Here is a 14,478-nt window from a genome sequence, read left to right on the forward strand (position 1 = left end):
ACTCATCTTGCAATCAGGCTTCAATCGAACTCGGCCAGATTACGCAAGAAGTAAAAGCGATCATTCTGCGAGTTTTGACTTTGCACTCGCCCTAAGTAGCCCAATAGTGGTGAGGAAAGCTCTATCAGTATTTCGTGAAACTGCTTTTGAGGTAAACGTTTAGGAGGATTGGAAGCAGTATAAACACCAAAGAGCACATCTATATTGACGTCTGCTTCTTCAACCAAGTCTAAGTGCTTTTTAACCGTCTGAACAATATATGATCTTAACTCTACTTCCTTTGAAACCTTTTCAATATACTCATCGATCTTATGGTCAATCTGTCCCGGCTCTAGGTAGTCCTTTAACTGAATCAAGTTTACTGAACCTGGATATTTGGCCTGTAATTCAACTAGCTTTTGCAAACTCATAGGATTAATGATACTAACTCTCCACTTTGCTGCTGCGGTCAAAACATCTTGAGTAGGTTGACCAGGGCCAATAACTAACTTTGCAGAGTTAAGGAACTGCTCCGTATCTAAATGCATTCCTCCAAGCCTAATCAATTCCTGAGTTGTTCCGCTAGGAATTTTTTTGCCCGCTTTGCATTCACCCACCAAGGGATACGGTTTCGAGCAATATAAATCTAGGCCGCCCGCCCCACCCCTGTGGGCTTGATCAATGGAAAAACCGAGGAAGGTAAGGCTATCCCGCACGATGTTCTCAAAGTCTGTACCTGCCTGATAGTTACTTTTTCCTGTGTCGTCTTCCTTACTACGATTGCCTAAAGAGACAATTTCATGAATCCAGTCCAACTCTGACTTTTTTTCCTTCAGAGCTGTTTTACTCTTCCAGCCTAGAAAACTTTGGACGAGATCGTCTAGGCTCTTAGCTCTCTCGTCTCTAGCAGCCAATTCTGCAATAGACTTCTGTAGTTCTTCTAATTCAGGGTGTGGAGGTAGCTCTAGATTCGTTAGCTGTTGCTTGCGCTGATAAAAGAAGTCATCAGGCAACACAGGATTATTTTGAATAGTTGATGGGAAGTTAGGCAGTTTAATAAAACTCCCTATCCGGTTAGAGTTGAGGTTTCCCGATTTCAGCTCAACGGGTTGGGGTATTTGAAATACACGCAAGCACAGTAGAAAAAGCTTGTGGCGTTCCTGCAAAGCGCTCTGTAGCTCTTCGTTTGACCAAATGGTTAACCGCGCAAGCTTTTCTATGTCTTCAGGATTGCTATAGATTTTGCAGGACTCAAGCTTTGCCCAAAGGTTAATAGAAATAGTGGGATTACTATTTCGTTCTTCAATAGGGCAAAGGGCAAACTGCTGCATCGAACCAATAAACGTTCGAGATAAAGCAGCAATCATTCGCCCTTTGCCGAGTGCTGCGACATCTAAAGCTGGCAAACAAAGCGCAGTGTTGATCGACATCGCGTTACTCATCAGTATTTATGCAGTTAAGCGACCGACAAAATCTCTAAAGCCTCAGATGCTTCATCATCAGATGTACCAGCAGTCTCTCCAGAGAGCAGTTCTCCAAGCCCACTATCTTCGTCAATGACTTCCTGAGGACTTTGTCCTGAGGGGTCACTCAAAATATCACGAATAAGCGGGTTTTTAAGAATTGGCCGTTTTTCATCTATGAAGCGGTGAAAATCTGCCTCAGTAAAAAAGTCTCTATCTAGTTCTCTAGACATTTTATGAAGCGTGAGAAGGGGTTTGATTTCCTCATCCTTGAAAGACACCCATTCCCCACCCTGTCTTCCCAAAAGTTGCTCTAAGCCCGCATTCGCAACTTGCCAATGTTTTTTGATTGACTTTGACCTAATTAAGCAACCACGGGTCAAGTCAAAGTCCTTGTATAAAGTTAAATACTTAATACAGGCTCCAACGCTTTTACCGTGAACATCTTGCACAACAGAAACGCCAATTTTGACTTCTTTCCCATTCTCCTCACCAAGAATTCTAAAGTTAATACGTCTGCTATGTTTTGAGCGAGGGTAAACTTCTCGATCTAATTCTTTGAGAGTAACGCCTTCTACTGTTTTTCCTTGCAAATGCTGTAAGCCAAAAGCTAAGGCATTCGCAATCTTTTCATTGTCCTCTAAGAAATCATCTAATGTAGCTTCAACTTGTTGGTAAATTCTTTCAAGCTTCTCAGTTGGATCAGCTTTGACCGAGCTAAAGTTTTGAGCGCACCACTGTAAAATATCTCTAACCGCTGCTCCATCTCCAAATTCTCGAAGCTGGCTCTCTTCAAAGGGATAAACAGCATGAGGAGGGGTTAAGCCTCTTTCGGAATAGAACTTCTCAAGCCAAAACGCCACTAACATGACAACGTCATTGGACTTTAAATAGCTTAATCCTATTTCTTTTTGGGCCATTCGATCCTTGACACTGCTGCTCTTAGAGATAGTTTGAAACTCTTCTCTCCAAGTTTGAGCGTACAAAGCAGTTATCAGAATGCCACGCTTTAGGCTGTTATAGATGTCCTTTGCCAAGCTAGCAACTACCTGCGCCCTGGTGTAGCCTCCTAGCATGGGATCTGATTCATCTGCTAGTTCTGTCCCATCTAGCTCATCAAAACAGATGACGGGCGTTGTGTAGTAGCTAATTAGAGCCAATACTTGACGAGCAGTATTAGATGCCTCTACATCTCTGTCATCTTTGCTGAGGTCAGGCAAGTCCATCATGTTTGCCTGCGCTTCAGATAGATCTCGACCAGCAAGCCAGTTAACCGCAAAGGGAGCATGGGCCTGAGATAAAGTCCAGAGAATTGCTTTGACAATATAAGGGTTATCAACGTCTGGACATTTTTGCAGAATCTTCTGGGTTAAGTGATTAATAACTTTAGGATTTTTTGCCAGCGCTTTTGGAAACTGCTCAATTAGCTGTTTTGGTGCAAGGTTTTTCTCCATTCCCAGATTGACTAAAGCTGTAGCCAACTCCTGCCACTGCATCACTCCCTGATTTCCTAGCTTTCTCAAGCTGAAGGCTAGGCTTTGCAAAAACTGGTGCTTGATTAGGCTTAGGTTGCCATATTCACACATGTAAATGAAGAATCCTTCACCCTTACGCTTTAGGTGATGACGAATTCTACTCAGAACATGAGTCTTCCCCACCCCTTTAGGAGCTAGAATGGCAAACCCAACTGTTCCACTCTGCAACTGTCCAGAATTGATTTTTTGAATTGCTTCCAAGATGCTTTCTGAAGCATGGGTATGCAAGCAGGGCAAGTCTAGGAAATTGTCATCCCAAACATGGTAAGACTTGGTAACAAAATTGCTCTCAAACGGATTGCATTCCTGAATAGCTTCGTTGAGGGCTTCAGGGGAAGAATAGGCCGACATAATATTTAGCGAGGAGGTGGGCTAGGAATGGCTAAGCGGTAAAAGGATTGAGCTAGCTTGTTAACGCTTCACATAGCAGCGCAGCTTGCCCAGTTTGGTCGTAACAGAGTCTTCGATTTTGTCGGGAGCGCCATCTTCCACGCTCTCTTCCAATAGCTGAAGAAGATTCTCAGACTGCATTTCAAACAGCCACTCATTAAATTGAGACCGCGAGACTCGATTACCGATTTCCCTACGAATGCGGTAAACAGGCACCATATTGCCCATGTTGTAATCTTGATTGAGATGATTAAACATCTCTAGTGCAACCTGCTTGAATTCTTCATAAGAGCCAATGGCATCGCTTACGGCCTTACCGTTTGTTGCCGCTCCCTGTGCCGTTGCGCCTGTCTGCTGAATCCACTGGTTTAGTGCTCTTGCTACCCAGGCTCCTACGATGGTTCCCTCAATCGCCAAGCCAGAGTTCTTCAAGTGCTGACCCAACAGGTCTTTCCCTTCATTTAAAAGGGCGACTTTCCCTGCCGTGATTTTGATTGCGCCTTTATCTTCTAGTTGAGAAAATACATCATTGTAATCGCTGCTCTTTTCGCCCTTACGCTTAAGCCGCTCAGTCAACTTCCCTTTAGGAACCTCTGTCTCTCCCCAGGACCATAAAGCTAGAAGTAACCGAGTTGAGCTATTAGCAGTTTGAGTATTTATACTTGTAGATTTCTTGGCTGCAACTGTTGCTGATGTCATAGCAATTCTCCTGAGTCCTGTGACAAGCACTTTCTTCAGTAGAATGCCCCTGTTCATCCATCAAATCACGAACAAACTTCAAAAGTTGTTGAAGTCTAGATGAGTCTTTGTAAAGCTTAGAATAAGGGATTTTGTTTTGAGGGGCAACAGTGCCAATTGTACTGACGTTGTTGAAGCAGAAGCCCTCACACATCAGGTTTTAATTAGAATCGAGCCGTTGTTATCAAGTTTTTTGTGGAGTGCCTATAGGGCATCGCAGAGCCAGAGCTTTGAAAGCAGGAGTCGGGCGCAGGAGTAGAAGGTCTGCTGATTCAACTGCTGAGTTCCGCAGCTATAGCCAAAACGGTATCAAAAGATACATTTTACCTCCGCAAATCTACAAATAATTAAGCTTGGTCTAAGACCAGTGCTCTATCCTATCGTCCAAACTTTTATGCCAAAGCGTCGCGACTTTCTGGTGGGCAGTGCTGCTGCTGCTGCTGCTGCCACTTCTCTACTGCATACAACAAACGTTAAAGCTCAAACCAAACGAGAAGAAATTAAAGCTTTACAAGAGGGTTTTGTCGGGCAGTATCAAGGCGGAGTTTATCTTCTTCCCGCGACGAATGAAACTGTGCAATGGGGCTGGTTTAATAACGCTGAAACTCCCCGTGCTCGCATTCAGTCTGGAGATACCATCATTCTTGAAACCATGATGGCTTCTCAGAACCAAATTCTACCAGGCGTTTCTATTGAAGAAATTACAAAACTGCGGGTAGATCACCCAGGGCGCGGACCACACACTGTGACAGGGCCAATTTTCGTTGAGGGTGCACAGCCTGGCGATGTCCTTAAGATCAAGATCAACCGGATTGTACCGCGCTCCTATGGCACTAACTGGAACTTGCCAGGTGAGTTGAATCTAGGGCAATTTCCGCAGCTTTTTCCTGAACCACAAGCGAAACACTTCTACCTTGACTTGAGGCGGGGAGTCACAGAATTTCTACCCGGTATTGAATTACCGGTGCGCCCTTTTCCAGGCATTTTGGGTGTTGCTCGACCTGAAAGTGGCCAGTATAGTACCGTTCCTCCGGGTCCTTTTGGTGGAAACTTGGACTGCCGGGAAATAGTAGAAGGCACCACCGTCTACATCCCAGTTTTCGTAGAGGGTGCCCTGCTTTGGTCGGGAGACTCCCATGCTGTTCAAGGAAATGGTGAGATTAACTTAACTGCAGTAGAGTCGGCATTTAATGAGCTGAATCTCACCGTTGAGGTAATCAAAGGCCAACCTTTAACTTGGCCTAGAGTAGAATCGCCTACACACTGGTTGACCTTGGGCTATGACCGGGATATGAATACCGCCATTCGGATTTTGGAGGAGGAAACCATCAAGTTCATCTCCGAATGGAAAGGAATGAACAGCCGTGAAGCGCGTCAGTATATGACTACCTATGGCGATATTCGAGTTGCTGAAGTGGTAAACCAACTCAAAGGGGTTTATTGCATGCTGCCTAAAGAAGCCAGCCCAGCTTTACCGCCACTCCCTCAAGCAGACACGCGTGACTATTACGTCACGCACGCAGTAAATGCAGACGCAATGGAGGCCATGAACGTATCTGCACTAGCCCTGATCGAACGGATTCAGGAAGAGAAAGGGCTAGTCCCACTAGATGCTTACTCTTTGGCGAGTCTGGCGCTAGATGCTCGCATCGGTATTTTAGAACCCGGAGCACAAAACGTTCATTGCCTAATGCCCAAATCTGTTTGGGTTTCTTAGTCTGAGCGGGTTTTCGTCTGAATCCGCCATAAGAACGACACAGCAGATGCTCCGCTGCTAGTAAAGCCCTAGATCCTTGCTTTGCCTGAGATCTAGGGCTTCAGCATAGCTCTATTCCACTGTTACTGACTTAGCTAGATTGCGAGGTTGATCCACGTCTAGGCCACGGCGGGCCGCAATGTGATAGGCCAATAGCTGTAGCGGAATCACCGCCAGCAGAGGCGAGAGCAGTTCATCCACTACAGGCACCGGCAGCAGCTCATCAAAGGTTTCTTCGGCCTCTGGGTCATTCATGGGAACAACGCCGATGAGCTGAGCATCGCGGGCTTTGGCTTCTTGGGCGTTGGAGAGGACTTTGTCGTAGACACTGCCGGGCATTGCGATCGCAACCACCGGCACCTTCGCATCTAGCAGCGCAATGGGGCCGTGTTTCATCTCGCCAGCCGGATAGCCCTCAGCGTGGATGTAGCTGATTTCCTTGAGCTTGAGTGCCCCTTCTAGGGCAATGGGGAAGTTAATGCCCCGGCCCAGGAAGATAAAGTCTTGAGTGTCAGCGAAATTGTGAGCCAGGTCTTCGATATAGCGCTCCTGGCTCTCTAGCACCTGCTCAATCTGAGCTGGGAGCTGCCAAAGCCCTTCAATAATTTCCTGAATGCGCTGGGAAGACAGCGTTTGACGGCGATAGGCTAGCTCCAGCGCCAAAAAGTAAAAGGCCATCACCTGAGCGGTGAAGGTTTTGGTAGCGGCCACCCCAATTTCAATGCCAGCGTGGGTGTCGATAATGTGGGGCACCAGGCGAGAGAGGGAGCTTTCTGCGCGATTGGTGATGCCGAGCATACGCGGCTTGAGATCTGCATTGCTGTGGAGCGTGCGCCGCTGCTGCTCCATGTCTAGCGCCGCCAGCGTATCAGCCGTCTCTCCCGATTGAGTAACGCCGATGGTCAACGTATGGCGAGTTAGGGGCGACGGCGCGTAGCGAAACTCAGAGGCATATTGCACCATCGTCGGAATGCCTGCCAGCTGCTCTAGTAGGTATTTACCGACCAGGCTGGCGTGCCAGCTAGTGCCACAGGCCACAATCTGAACATGCTCTAGCCCCTCTAGCAAGTCGTCAGCCAGCCCTAGCTTCATCGGTGAAGCACCGGCGTTAGTCGCAGTCCAGGTGCTGTCGATATAGGTTTCCAGGCAGGTGCGAACTACGCCGGGCTGCTCGTAGATCTCCTTGAGCATGAAGTGCTTGAACCCCTGTTTCTCGACCATGATGGGGTTCCAGTTGAGGGTGAGGGGATGCTTGCGTAGCCGCACCCCTTCAAAGTCGTAGACCTCAACCCCTAGCGGCGTCAGACGGGCCAGTTCACCATTTTCTAGCGGCAAGACGGCGCGGGTATAGGGCACAATCGCAGGCGTATCAGAAGCGCAGAAAAACTCGCCCTGGCCAAAGCCAATGACTAGAGGAGCCTGCTGCCGCACCACAATTAGCTCATCAGGGAAGTCTACCGAGATAATTGCCAGAGCAAAGGCTCCTTCCAGATTCTTGCAGGCTAGCCGCACCGCTTCTAGTAGGGCAGATTGAGCGGTCAAGCCTTGGGCACCCGCAACCGGCTTGTTTAAATAGTCGGCAACTAGGTGGGGCACCACTTCGGTGTCGGTGTCGGAGCGAAACTCGTGGCCTTTGGCCTTGAGGATTTCTCGCAGTTCTCGATAGTTTTCGATAATGCCGTTCTGCACCACCGCAATGCGGCCCTCGGTATCTCGGTGGGGATGGGCGTTGTATTCCTCCGGCTTGCCGTGGGTGGCCCAGCGGGTGTGGCCGATGCCGAGCCGAGCCGGATTATCAAGCCCGTCTAGCTTTTCCTGGAGGTTTTGCAGCTTGCCCTTGGCCCGCACACAGTGCAGCTCGCCTTCTAAGACAGTGGCAATACCAGCAGAATCATAGCCCCGGTACTCCAGCTTGCGGAGACCTTCCATCAAGATGTTGCTGGCGGCGCGAGTACCGATATAGCCTACGATTCCACACATGGCAGATTCCTCAATAAATGGAATGTCTGAACTTCCTAATGAGTAACGTTGCGTCACATTTTTTAGCTGCTCAATAGGATACACGCTGCACTGGACCTCAAGATTAATCGAGAGACAGTTTTATAGAGGTATCTAAATGCCAACTGTTCTCGCCTGACTTCTCTGAAGGGGCAAACCTGCTAGATAAAAGATCAGCCCGATAGAAACCCTAAGGGGCTGGAGATATCGATGTTTGATCAAGCTGCACAAGTCGCTGACCGGCCCATTTTTCAAATCAAGATTATCAACGGCAACACCTGCGAGGAGATGACCCAGAGCATTGACGCAACGGCACAGGCGGTGCGATCGCACACCACCACCCTCACCACCGTACAGCCCAAAAGCGGCCCTGCCTCAATTGAGTGCTACTACGACGAATATCTGGCGATTCCCGGCATTCTAGAGCAAATCATTTTAGATACCGACTCCCACGCCTTTATCTTGGCCTGCTGGGGTGACCCCGGCATTGAAGCGGCCCGCGAAATCACCCGCCGCCCAGTGATCGGCATTGCTGAGGCCAGTATGTACGTTGCCAATATGCTGGCCGCTAAGTGGAGCGTGGTGACCACCACCCATCGGGTGCGAGACATGGTTGAGAAAACAGTGCAAAAAACGGGCTTTGGCAGCCGTTGCGCCTCAGTTAGAACGACAGACCTAGCGGTGCTGGAGACGTGCGATCGCACTGCCACCCTCGCAGCCTTAATTGACATGGGCCGCCGCGCCATTGAAGAAGACGGGGCCGAGGCGCTGTGCCTAGGCTGTGCCGGCATGAGCGGGCTCGATCAGGCGTTAGAAGCCGCTCTACAAGTCCCTGTGATTGATGCCGTGGCGGCAGCCGTCAAGCTAGCAGAGTCGCTGGTCGCGCTAGGCAAGACCACCAGCAAGCAGCTCACTTACCGTTCCCCTGAACTCAAGCCAATTCAGGGATATCCAGACTACATGCAGCCAAAATGTCTGCAGGAGCAGCAGTTTTTAGGAAAATAATGGGAAAAAAGGGGCGAAACACTGCTGATGAAACCCTTGCAAAACTGCGTGGACTCATTCTGCAATACCTCGCCCTCAAGCTGGGGTAAGCGAAATGCCTACTTCTTCATGTCCCGGGCCATATTGCGGAACATGTCCATGCTGCTGTCGAGCTGCCGCTTAGACTGCTCTTGCTTGGGCGCAGCAGATCCGTTGGACTGACCATTCAAGGTGATTTCAGGAGAGCCATCTTCAAGCAGACGCTGCATCTGCATAGCAGAGATTTGCTTGACGCTAGCTAGCTCCTCGGCCACTCCTTTCTTGCGGGCAAAGGTGCGCCTCACCGTCTTGCTGGTGCGCATGTACTCGATGTTGCCATAGGACTTGGCATCATCAGCATCTAAAAAGTAAGCTGCCTTTTCCTGTGGGGTAAGAGGCCGCTGCTCTTCCTTCTTTTTGCCATTACCACCAAACAAACCGCGAATAAATCCGGTCATGAACCTCTCCTGCGTCCGCTCTCAACAATCAACTTGTCTCTATATTAACTTTTGCCCATCGAATAATGGTTTCCTGAGACACAACCCAGGCAAAATTTTCCTTTTTTCAGACAGTTCTGCATAGAAATCCTCGCTGTCGCAGTCTTTTCTCACTGTCTGCCGGCTGGCCCTGAAGCTTTACCCAAGATGAGAGCCCCGCCCCGGAGTGTTAAGCCCCATAAAGGAACATTAATTCCACCCCAAAACAAAACCCCGGATCGAGCTGATCCGGGGTTAACCAAAATGGCAACGAGAGCACACCTCAAAAAGAGGCTTTTCCTTCTGCTCTCTGCCTTACAGCCTCTGCCTCCAAACAAACCCTAGAGTTTGTCCTGATAATCCTCCAACAGTCGCAGCAGGTCACGCTGAGCAGACGACGGCAGAAATTCAGCCAGAGGCAGCTGACGTCGCCCGCCACCGATCGCCACAACCATGCTTTGCAGGGCCTCGCTAATCGCGTTTTCGGACAGGCTGCGGTTTTGCAGCAGGGGATAAAGCCGCTCAGCTAAAGGCGTGTGCAGCTTGGCATCACGCAAGTACAGGTGCCACTTGGCAATGTCGAGGTAGATATTTTCGCCAATCTCAGCCGCTAGGGCTTCGATCGCTTCTGAAGTCGTGGAATAAGCCATAACTCAAGATCCTTTGTTACTCGCAGCATCCTCCTCGGGGGTGTAAGTGCCTGAGTAATCTGCGATCGCAAATACATACACCGCATGAGCCCCTAACGCTACCAGCCAAATCGGCGTAAACTGGCTCACCCAGGGCACCCACATCGGATCGATCTGATGAAAGAACCACAGCCCTGAGTTGATAGCAGAAAACACCGCCACATGAATTGCAAAGTTCATCCGGTCATCCAACCGGCGAAAGGCAGGATCGTTACGGTCAGGCTTACGGGGCCAACGAGGGGGCATAGTTTATTTGTCAGTGATGTCTCCTCTTTTATTGTACTCACGCCCAATACTCCCCCGACTTCCCTCCCGTCTTTTTCAGCAGCCGAATGCCGCCGATCTCCATCGACTTCTCTAGGGCTTTGGCCATGTCGTAGAGCGTGAGAGCAGCGACAGAGACAGCGGTGAGGGCTTCCATTTCGACGCCGGTTTCGGCCTTGATTTTGACGGTGGCCTGAATCTGGTAGCCGGGTAAGGCGGGATCGGGAGTGATTTCTAGCTCGACTTTTTGAATCGGTAGAGGGTGGCAGAGAGGAATCAGGTTTGAGGTCTGTTTGGCTGCCATAATGCCAGCGATGCGGGCGGTGCCGAGAACATCGCCTTTAGGGGCATTGCCTGCTTCGATTTGGGCTAGGGTTTGGGGCTGCATTTTGACGTGGGCGGTTGCGATCGCTTCTCGCACCGTCTGGTCTTTGGCCGAAACGTCTACCATGTGGGCCTGCCCCTGAGCATCAAGATGGCTGAGACTGGCGGGAGAATCGGCGTCGGAATGGGTCATGACAAAATCTCTCAGAAAAACCTTTTGGGCCACGGAAATTGTATGTTATGATAAGGAGCCGATGAGGGCGTGTAGCTCAGTGGACTAGAGCACGTGGCTACGGACCACGGTGTCGGGGGTTCGAATCCCTCCTCGCCCGTTACAACCTGAATTGATAGTGCTAATGCCAGAGGTCATCTTGACGCTCTGGCATTTTCATTGTGCAAAGAAATGCCATTCAGCAACGCTAAAAGCCTATCCCCACTCTGAGGGGTGCATAGGGCTGAGGCGCGGTTCAGGCTTTTGTAGGCAAAGGGCAATAGCCCGTGCCCATCTTTAGCGGCCCATGCTGTGATGGGCACGGGCTATTGCCCATCCTACAGTTCTGGTGGGCCTGGATAAACTCAAGTCCCTCAAAAACTACGGATCTACGGAATACACATCCTGCCCCCGACTCAGCGAAAACCGCAGCGAGTGCAGCAAGTCCTTGCTAGAAGTCGTCACAAAAATTGCTACCCCCAGCAGAGTCATTATTCCAGAGAGGCCAAAGATTCCCCGGTAGCTCAGCAGGTCAGCAATACCGCCAAAGATCGGCCCAGCTAAAGCAATCCCCACATCAAAACCGACCATCACCAGGCCAAAGATGCGGCCTCGCTCATCCGGGTGAGATCGATCGCCCATCAGCGCTGCGATCATGGGGATTAGAGTGCCGCCTGCAGCCCCTTGGAGCAGCCCCGCCAGCAAAAACATGGGCGCTGTGCGAGCCGTCCAGAAGACCAGCATAGCCACCGTGTAAAGCGCCAAGCTCACCGTGATGAAGCGCCCTCGACCATAACGGTCAGATGCCCGCCCCACCAGCAGGCGACTGCCGAAGCTGGCCATTGCAGAGGCAGCATAAATCAGGCCCACATTCAGGCTAATTCCGGCCTCGCGCACATAGAGCGGGATAAAGGTGCTGATTGTGCCAAAGGCTAGACCCACCAGCAGCAGGATAATAGCTGGGGTGCGAACGCGGGGCGTCCAGAGCAGCCGCCAAAAAAGTTGGGGCTGTCCACCCGCCGCCACAGCAGGACTAGGCTCGTAAGTTTCCTGAATCTGGCTAATCAGCACCAAGCCGACGATACCCAAAATGCCCATGGTCAGGAATGCCCAAAAGAAGCCCGACCCTTCGTAGAGAAAGCCGCCTAGGGCAGGTCCCAACGCCAGACCAATCGGGTTGACCAAGCTCATGTAGCCAATCAACTCACCCCGATTAGCGGGCGGAGAAATATCGACGACCAGAGCACTGTAGGCTACGACAAAAGCAGCAATGCTAAGACCGTGAAAGGCCCGGATCAGCATCATCGCCAGCAGGGAAAAGTCTACGGCAACGGGCAGCCCAAACAGGAAGACCTGAGTTGTGTAGTGGGGCAGGCTTTGCACCAGTAGGTAGCCGAAGGGGGCAATTGCGATCGCAACCAACCCAATAATTAGCACCAGCTTGCGCCCCTTCACATCGGCCAGCCGCGACAGGCTAGGTCGGGCCAGCAGCAGCCCAACGGCAAAAGAGGCCATAACGATACCAATTTGCTGGCCGCTGGCCCCCAGTGTTTCGATAAACAGGGGCAGGGTGGGCAGCAGCCCGGCCAGCCCCGCCCAAAAACACAGGCCCGCCGCAAACAGCAACAGCAACTCCCGCCGCAGGGCTGGACTAAAGGTTGTGAAGATTCTCAAGGTCGCTCAACTCCTGGCAGGGCATCCTGTTCCAATAGGAGTAGGAGAGTTGTTTCCGGCTCACGACGCTCCCCTATCCATACTGGAATTGTAAACATTCGTTGCAGAATTGGTAGCCCAGTGTACGGAACGGCCTGCTTTGACACCAGCGGCACCTATCGCTACACCCTCAGCCGCAGGTGGGATGAGGCCAGACCAACCATCGCCTTTGTCATGCTCAACCCGAGTCAGGCCAACGATGCCTACAACGACCCAACGATCCGGCGATGCATTGGTTTAGCACAGCAGTGGGGCTACGGCAGGTTGGAGGTGGTCAACCTGTTTGCCTACTGCAGCGCCCATCCTCGCGATCTAACCCAGGTCAAAGACCCAATCGGGCCAGAGAATGACCAGTATCTTCTTTCTACCTGTGAGCAGGCGGAGCGAGTCTTGCTGGCCTGGGGCAACTGGGGCAGCCGGCTAGGTCGCGATCGCACCGTCCTCACTCTCTTAGAACCGCACTGGGTGAAGTGTTGCTCGCTAGGGCTGAACCAAACCGGCCTGCCCCGGCATCCTCTCTATGTCAAGCGAGACAGCCAGCTCCTGCCCTGGCAGCTTATTGGGACAGGCGTTGACGCAGCCCTTTAAGCATGGTGCTAGTGCCTTCTGTAAAAGCCTGCTGCACCAGTTGAGGAATCAGCTCCCTCACATCCAAAGAGGGAAAGGTGGAGCTGGCCGAAGATTCTGCATATTCGCCTGATTGCAAAACGTAGACTCTCAGCCTGCCTTCTTCGTAAATCCAGACCTCAGGTACGCCCATGACTTCATACACGTCAAGGGTTGTCCTGGAGGTCACATCAGCTTCGATTGCTAGATCGGGTGGGGGGTCGCTCTCGTGGTTTAGGCGCATGCGATCGCACATCAGCACCGCAAGCACTTGTAGCCTTCAAAGATGGGCACGCTCTGCTTCGCCCATCCTACAAGACTGAAAAGCCTTCTGCAGCCGTTGGGGGATCAGTTCGGGTTCCGAGTTTCCGTCTCGATAGCGTTACCGATCTGGCCCATCGTCCTCATAGCGGGGCAGGGAATCCTGCAGTTTGAACCAGGAAAGCTGGGTGTTAATCCAAACATGATATTCAGGCAAAACCGCTTCCGGATCGTCTAGCGACAGCGAGTTGATATCTACCTCATCGCTATCGGGGCGGCGAAAGGTGACCTGAGTGCCACAGGTCGGGCAGAAATAGCGAATGCCTCGGGGGGAAGACTCAAAGGCTGAGGGGTTTCCCCGAGTGAAAGCAAATCCAGCAGCCGGAACGGAAATCCAAACAACGGCAGGAGCCCCACAGGTGCCCTGGCAAATTCGGCAGTGGCAGTAGCCCGCATCAATGACGGGGGCTGTGCTGAGATAGCGCACCGCTCCGCAAAAACAGCCGCCTACTAGTTCAGTCATTTAGAACCGCTATCCTCTAAATCGACATAATCCCGGTTTTCTCCGGCCCTGTACATTCGCTTGCCCAGCCTGGGGTAGTCGCAGATGTCATACTCCAGCCGCATACCGCCCACCAAGTAAACCAGATCCTCGTCATAAGGGTTTCGCAAGCTGTGGGCGACTCCCTTGGCTGCAAAGCCCAGAAAATCTCCTGGCCCCACAGTAAAGGTTTCTTCTCCAATATCAGCCTCGCCCCGGCCCGACAGAACATAGATAAACTCCTCCTCTAGCTGATGCACATGCTGCTCGGTGGAATTGTGACCGGGAGCCACGCGCACCCAATGCACCCCAATATGGTGAAAGCCCACGACATCGCCTAAAGACTTTGTCTGACGGATTGCTCTAGGATTGAGGGGATGAACAAAGACCTGCTCTGGCATCTGGGCAATGGCGTCAGCAGTGAGCAGGGGATGGGGTAAGGTGTTATCTCCGGGGGTCATATTGGCTGCCTGGATGACGGTGTTCACAACTGTAATCGAGAGTTTTAGTA

General features: G+C 51.1%; 15 protein-coding genes and 1 tRNA gene. 4 read left to right on the forward strand and 12 right to left on the reverse strand.

Features of this window, described 5'->3' with window-relative positions; genetic code table 11:
* Positions 1 to 20: 20 nt before the first annotated feature.
* The 3 genes from H6G13_RS19005 to H6G13_RS19015 are packed head-to-tail and all read right to left on the reverse strand — an operon-like array spanning position 21 to position 4,066.
* Positions 21 to 1,409 (reverse strand): DUF1802 family protein, encoded by a 1,389-nt coding sequence (locus H6G13_RS19005; protein ID WP_199306373.1) that lies wholly within the window; start codon positions 1,407 to 1,409, stop codon positions 21 to 23.
* Between the two features lie 26 nt (positions 1,410 to 1,435).
* Positions 1,436 to 3,328, reverse strand: coding sequence for a hypothetical protein (locus H6G13_RS19010; RefSeq protein ID WP_190485697.1), 1,893 nt, complete (start codon positions 3,326 to 3,328; stop codon positions 1,436 to 1,438).
* 60 nt (positions 3,329 to 3,388) lie between these two features.
* Positions 3,389 to 4,066 (reverse strand): hypothetical protein, encoded by a 678-nt coding sequence (locus H6G13_RS19015; RefSeq protein ID WP_190485699.1) that lies wholly within the window; start codon positions 4,064 to 4,066, stop codon positions 3,389 to 3,391.
* Between the two features lie 406 nt (positions 4,067 to 4,472).
* On the opposite strand from H6G13_RS19015, the gene H6G13_RS19020 reads away from it, so the two are divergent.
* Positions 4,473 to 5,822, forward strand: coding sequence for an acetamidase/formamidase family protein (locus H6G13_RS19020; RefSeq protein ID WP_347277507.1), 1,350 nt, complete (start codon positions 4,473 to 4,475; stop codon positions 5,820 to 5,822).
* Positions 5,823 to 5,933: 111 nt separating this feature from the next.
* Here H6G13_RS19020 and glmS read toward each other — a convergent pair whose 3' ends face one another.
* Positions 5,934 to 7,841 carry a glutamine--fructose-6-phosphate transaminase (isomerizing) gene (gene glmS / locus H6G13_RS19025; RefSeq protein WP_190485701.1) on the reverse strand — a complete coding sequence of 636 codons (1,908 nt, stop codon included), beginning with the start codon at positions 7,839 to 7,841 and terminating at the stop codon, positions 5,934 to 5,936.
* Positions 7,842 to 8,069: 228 nt separating this feature from the next.
* Between glmS and H6G13_RS19030 the strand changes: the two genes are divergently transcribed.
* A complete protein-coding gene (locus H6G13_RS19030; protein WP_190485703.1) occupies positions 8,070 to 8,864 on the forward strand; it encodes an aspartate/glutamate racemase family protein in 795 nt (264 codons plus the stop codon).
* Positions 8,865 to 8,962: 98 nt separating this feature from the next.
* Here the strand turns inward: H6G13_RS19030 and H6G13_RS19035 are convergent, their stop codons facing one another.
* The 4 genes from H6G13_RS19035 to moaC form a co-directional block, all read right to left on the reverse strand.
* Positions 8,963 to 9,340 carry a hypothetical protein gene (locus tag H6G13_RS19035; RefSeq protein ID WP_190485705.1) on the reverse strand — a complete coding sequence of 126 codons (378 nt, stop codon included), beginning with the start codon at positions 9,338 to 9,340 and terminating at the stop codon, positions 8,963 to 8,965.
* A 359-nt stretch (positions 9,341 to 9,699) separates the two neighbouring features.
* Positions 9,700 to 10,008 (reverse strand): DUF3181 family protein, encoded by a 309-nt coding sequence (locus H6G13_RS19040; RefSeq protein WP_190485707.1) that lies wholly within the window; start codon positions 10,006 to 10,008, stop codon positions 9,700 to 9,702.
* Between the two features lie 3 nt (positions 10,009 to 10,011).
* Positions 10,012 to 10,293 (reverse strand): 2TM domain-containing protein, encoded by a 282-nt coding sequence (locus H6G13_RS19045; RefSeq protein ID WP_190485709.1) that lies wholly within the window; start codon positions 10,291 to 10,293, stop codon positions 10,012 to 10,014.
* A gap of 37 nt (positions 10,294 to 10,330) precedes the next feature.
* Positions 10,331 to 10,828 (reverse strand): cyclic pyranopterin monophosphate synthase MoaC, encoded by a 498-nt coding sequence (gene moaC, locus H6G13_RS19050; protein ID WP_190485712.1) that lies wholly within the window; start codon positions 10,826 to 10,828, stop codon positions 10,331 to 10,333.
* Between the two features lie 65 nt (positions 10,829 to 10,893).
* Here moaC and H6G13_RS19055 point away from each other — a divergent pair.
* Positions 10,894 to 10,967: transfer RNA gene (locus H6G13_RS19055), tRNA-Arg, on the forward strand.
* A gap of 260 nt (positions 10,968 to 11,227) precedes the next feature.
* Here H6G13_RS19055 and H6G13_RS19060 read toward each other — a convergent pair.
* Positions 11,228 to 12,520: an MFS transporter gene (locus tag H6G13_RS19060; RefSeq protein WP_190485714.1), complete on the reverse strand. Its 1,293-nt coding sequence runs from the start codon at positions 12,518 to 12,520 to the stop codon at positions 11,228 to 11,230.
* Positions 12,521 to 12,640: 120 nt separating this feature from the next.
* Between H6G13_RS19060 and H6G13_RS29225 the strand changes: the two genes are divergently transcribed.
* On the forward strand, positions 12,641 to 13,147 hold the full coding sequence (locus H6G13_RS29225) for a DUF1643 domain-containing protein (RefSeq protein WP_190485716.1): 507 nt from the start codon (positions 12,641 to 12,643) through the stop codon (positions 13,145 to 13,147).
* Here H6G13_RS29225 and H6G13_RS19070 read toward each other — a convergent pair.
* The 3 genes from H6G13_RS19070 to H6G13_RS19080 all read right to left on the reverse strand — a co-directional run bounded on the left by H6G13_RS19070 (position 13,116) and on the right by H6G13_RS19080 (position 14,455).
* Complete coding sequence (locus tag H6G13_RS19070; RefSeq protein ID WP_190485718.1) at positions 13,116 to 13,436, reverse strand: Uma2 family endonuclease; 321 nt, start codon at positions 13,434 to 13,436, stop codon at positions 13,116 to 13,118. The genes H6G13_RS29225 and H6G13_RS19070 overlap by 32 nt on opposite strands.
* 111 nt (positions 13,437 to 13,547) lie before the next feature.
* Entirely contained in the window at positions 13,548 to 13,949 is a 402-nt protein-coding gene (locus tag H6G13_RS19075) for a GFA family protein (RefSeq protein ID WP_190485720.1), read from the reverse strand.
* Entirely contained in the window at positions 13,946 to 14,455 is a 510-nt protein-coding gene (locus tag H6G13_RS19080; RefSeq protein ID WP_347277508.1) for a cupin domain-containing protein, read from the reverse strand. The genes H6G13_RS19075 and H6G13_RS19080 overlap by 4 nt, the downstream gene beginning before the upstream one ends.
* Positions 14,456 to 14,478 lie beyond the last annotated feature (23 nt).

This window comes from Pseudanabaena sp. FACHB-2040 (assembly GCF_014696715.1).
In the GTDB taxonomy this organism is placed as follows: Bacteria; Cyanobacteriota; Cyanobacteriia; order Phormidesmidales; family Phormidesmidaceae; genus JACVSF01.

Coding starts and splice junctions, on each gene's coding strand:
- H6G13_RS19045 (WP_190485709.1), bottom strand. CDS start 10,293: ATGCCCCCTCGTTGGCCCCGTAAGCCTGACCGTAACGATCCTGCCTTT.
- H6G13_RS19075 (WP_190485720.1), bottom strand. CDS start 13,949: ATGACTGAACTAGTAGGCGGCTGTTTTTGCGGAGCGGTGCGCTATCTC.
- H6G13_RS19040 (WP_190485707.1), bottom strand. CDS start 10,008: ATGGCTTATTCCACGACTTCAGAAGCGATCGAAGCCCTAGCGGCTGAG.
- glmS (WP_190485701.1), bottom strand. CDS start 7,841: ATGTGTGGAATCGTAGGCTATATCGGTACTCGCGCCGCCAGCAACATC.
- H6G13_RS19030 (WP_190485703.1), top strand. CDS start 8,070: ATGTTTGATCAAGCTGCACAAGTCGCTGACCGGCCCATTTTTCAAATC.
- H6G13_RS19035 (WP_190485705.1), bottom strand. CDS start 9,340: ATGACCGGATTTATTCGCGGTTTGTTTGGTGGTAATGGCAAAAAGAAG.
- H6G13_RS19010 (WP_190485697.1), bottom strand. CDS start 3,328: ATGTCGGCCTATTCTTCCCCTGAAGCCCTCAACGAAGCTATTCAGGAA.
- moaC (WP_190485712.1), bottom strand. CDS start 10,828: ATGACCCATTCCGACGCCGATTCTCCCGCCAGTCTCAGCCATCTTGAT.
- H6G13_RS19005 (WP_199306373.1), bottom strand. CDS start 1,409: ATGTCGATCAACACTGCGCTTTGTTTGCCAGCTTTAGATGTCGCAGCA.
- H6G13_RS19015 (WP_190485699.1), bottom strand. CDS start 4,066: ATGACATCAGCAACAGTTGCAGCCAAGAAATCTACAAGTATAAATACT.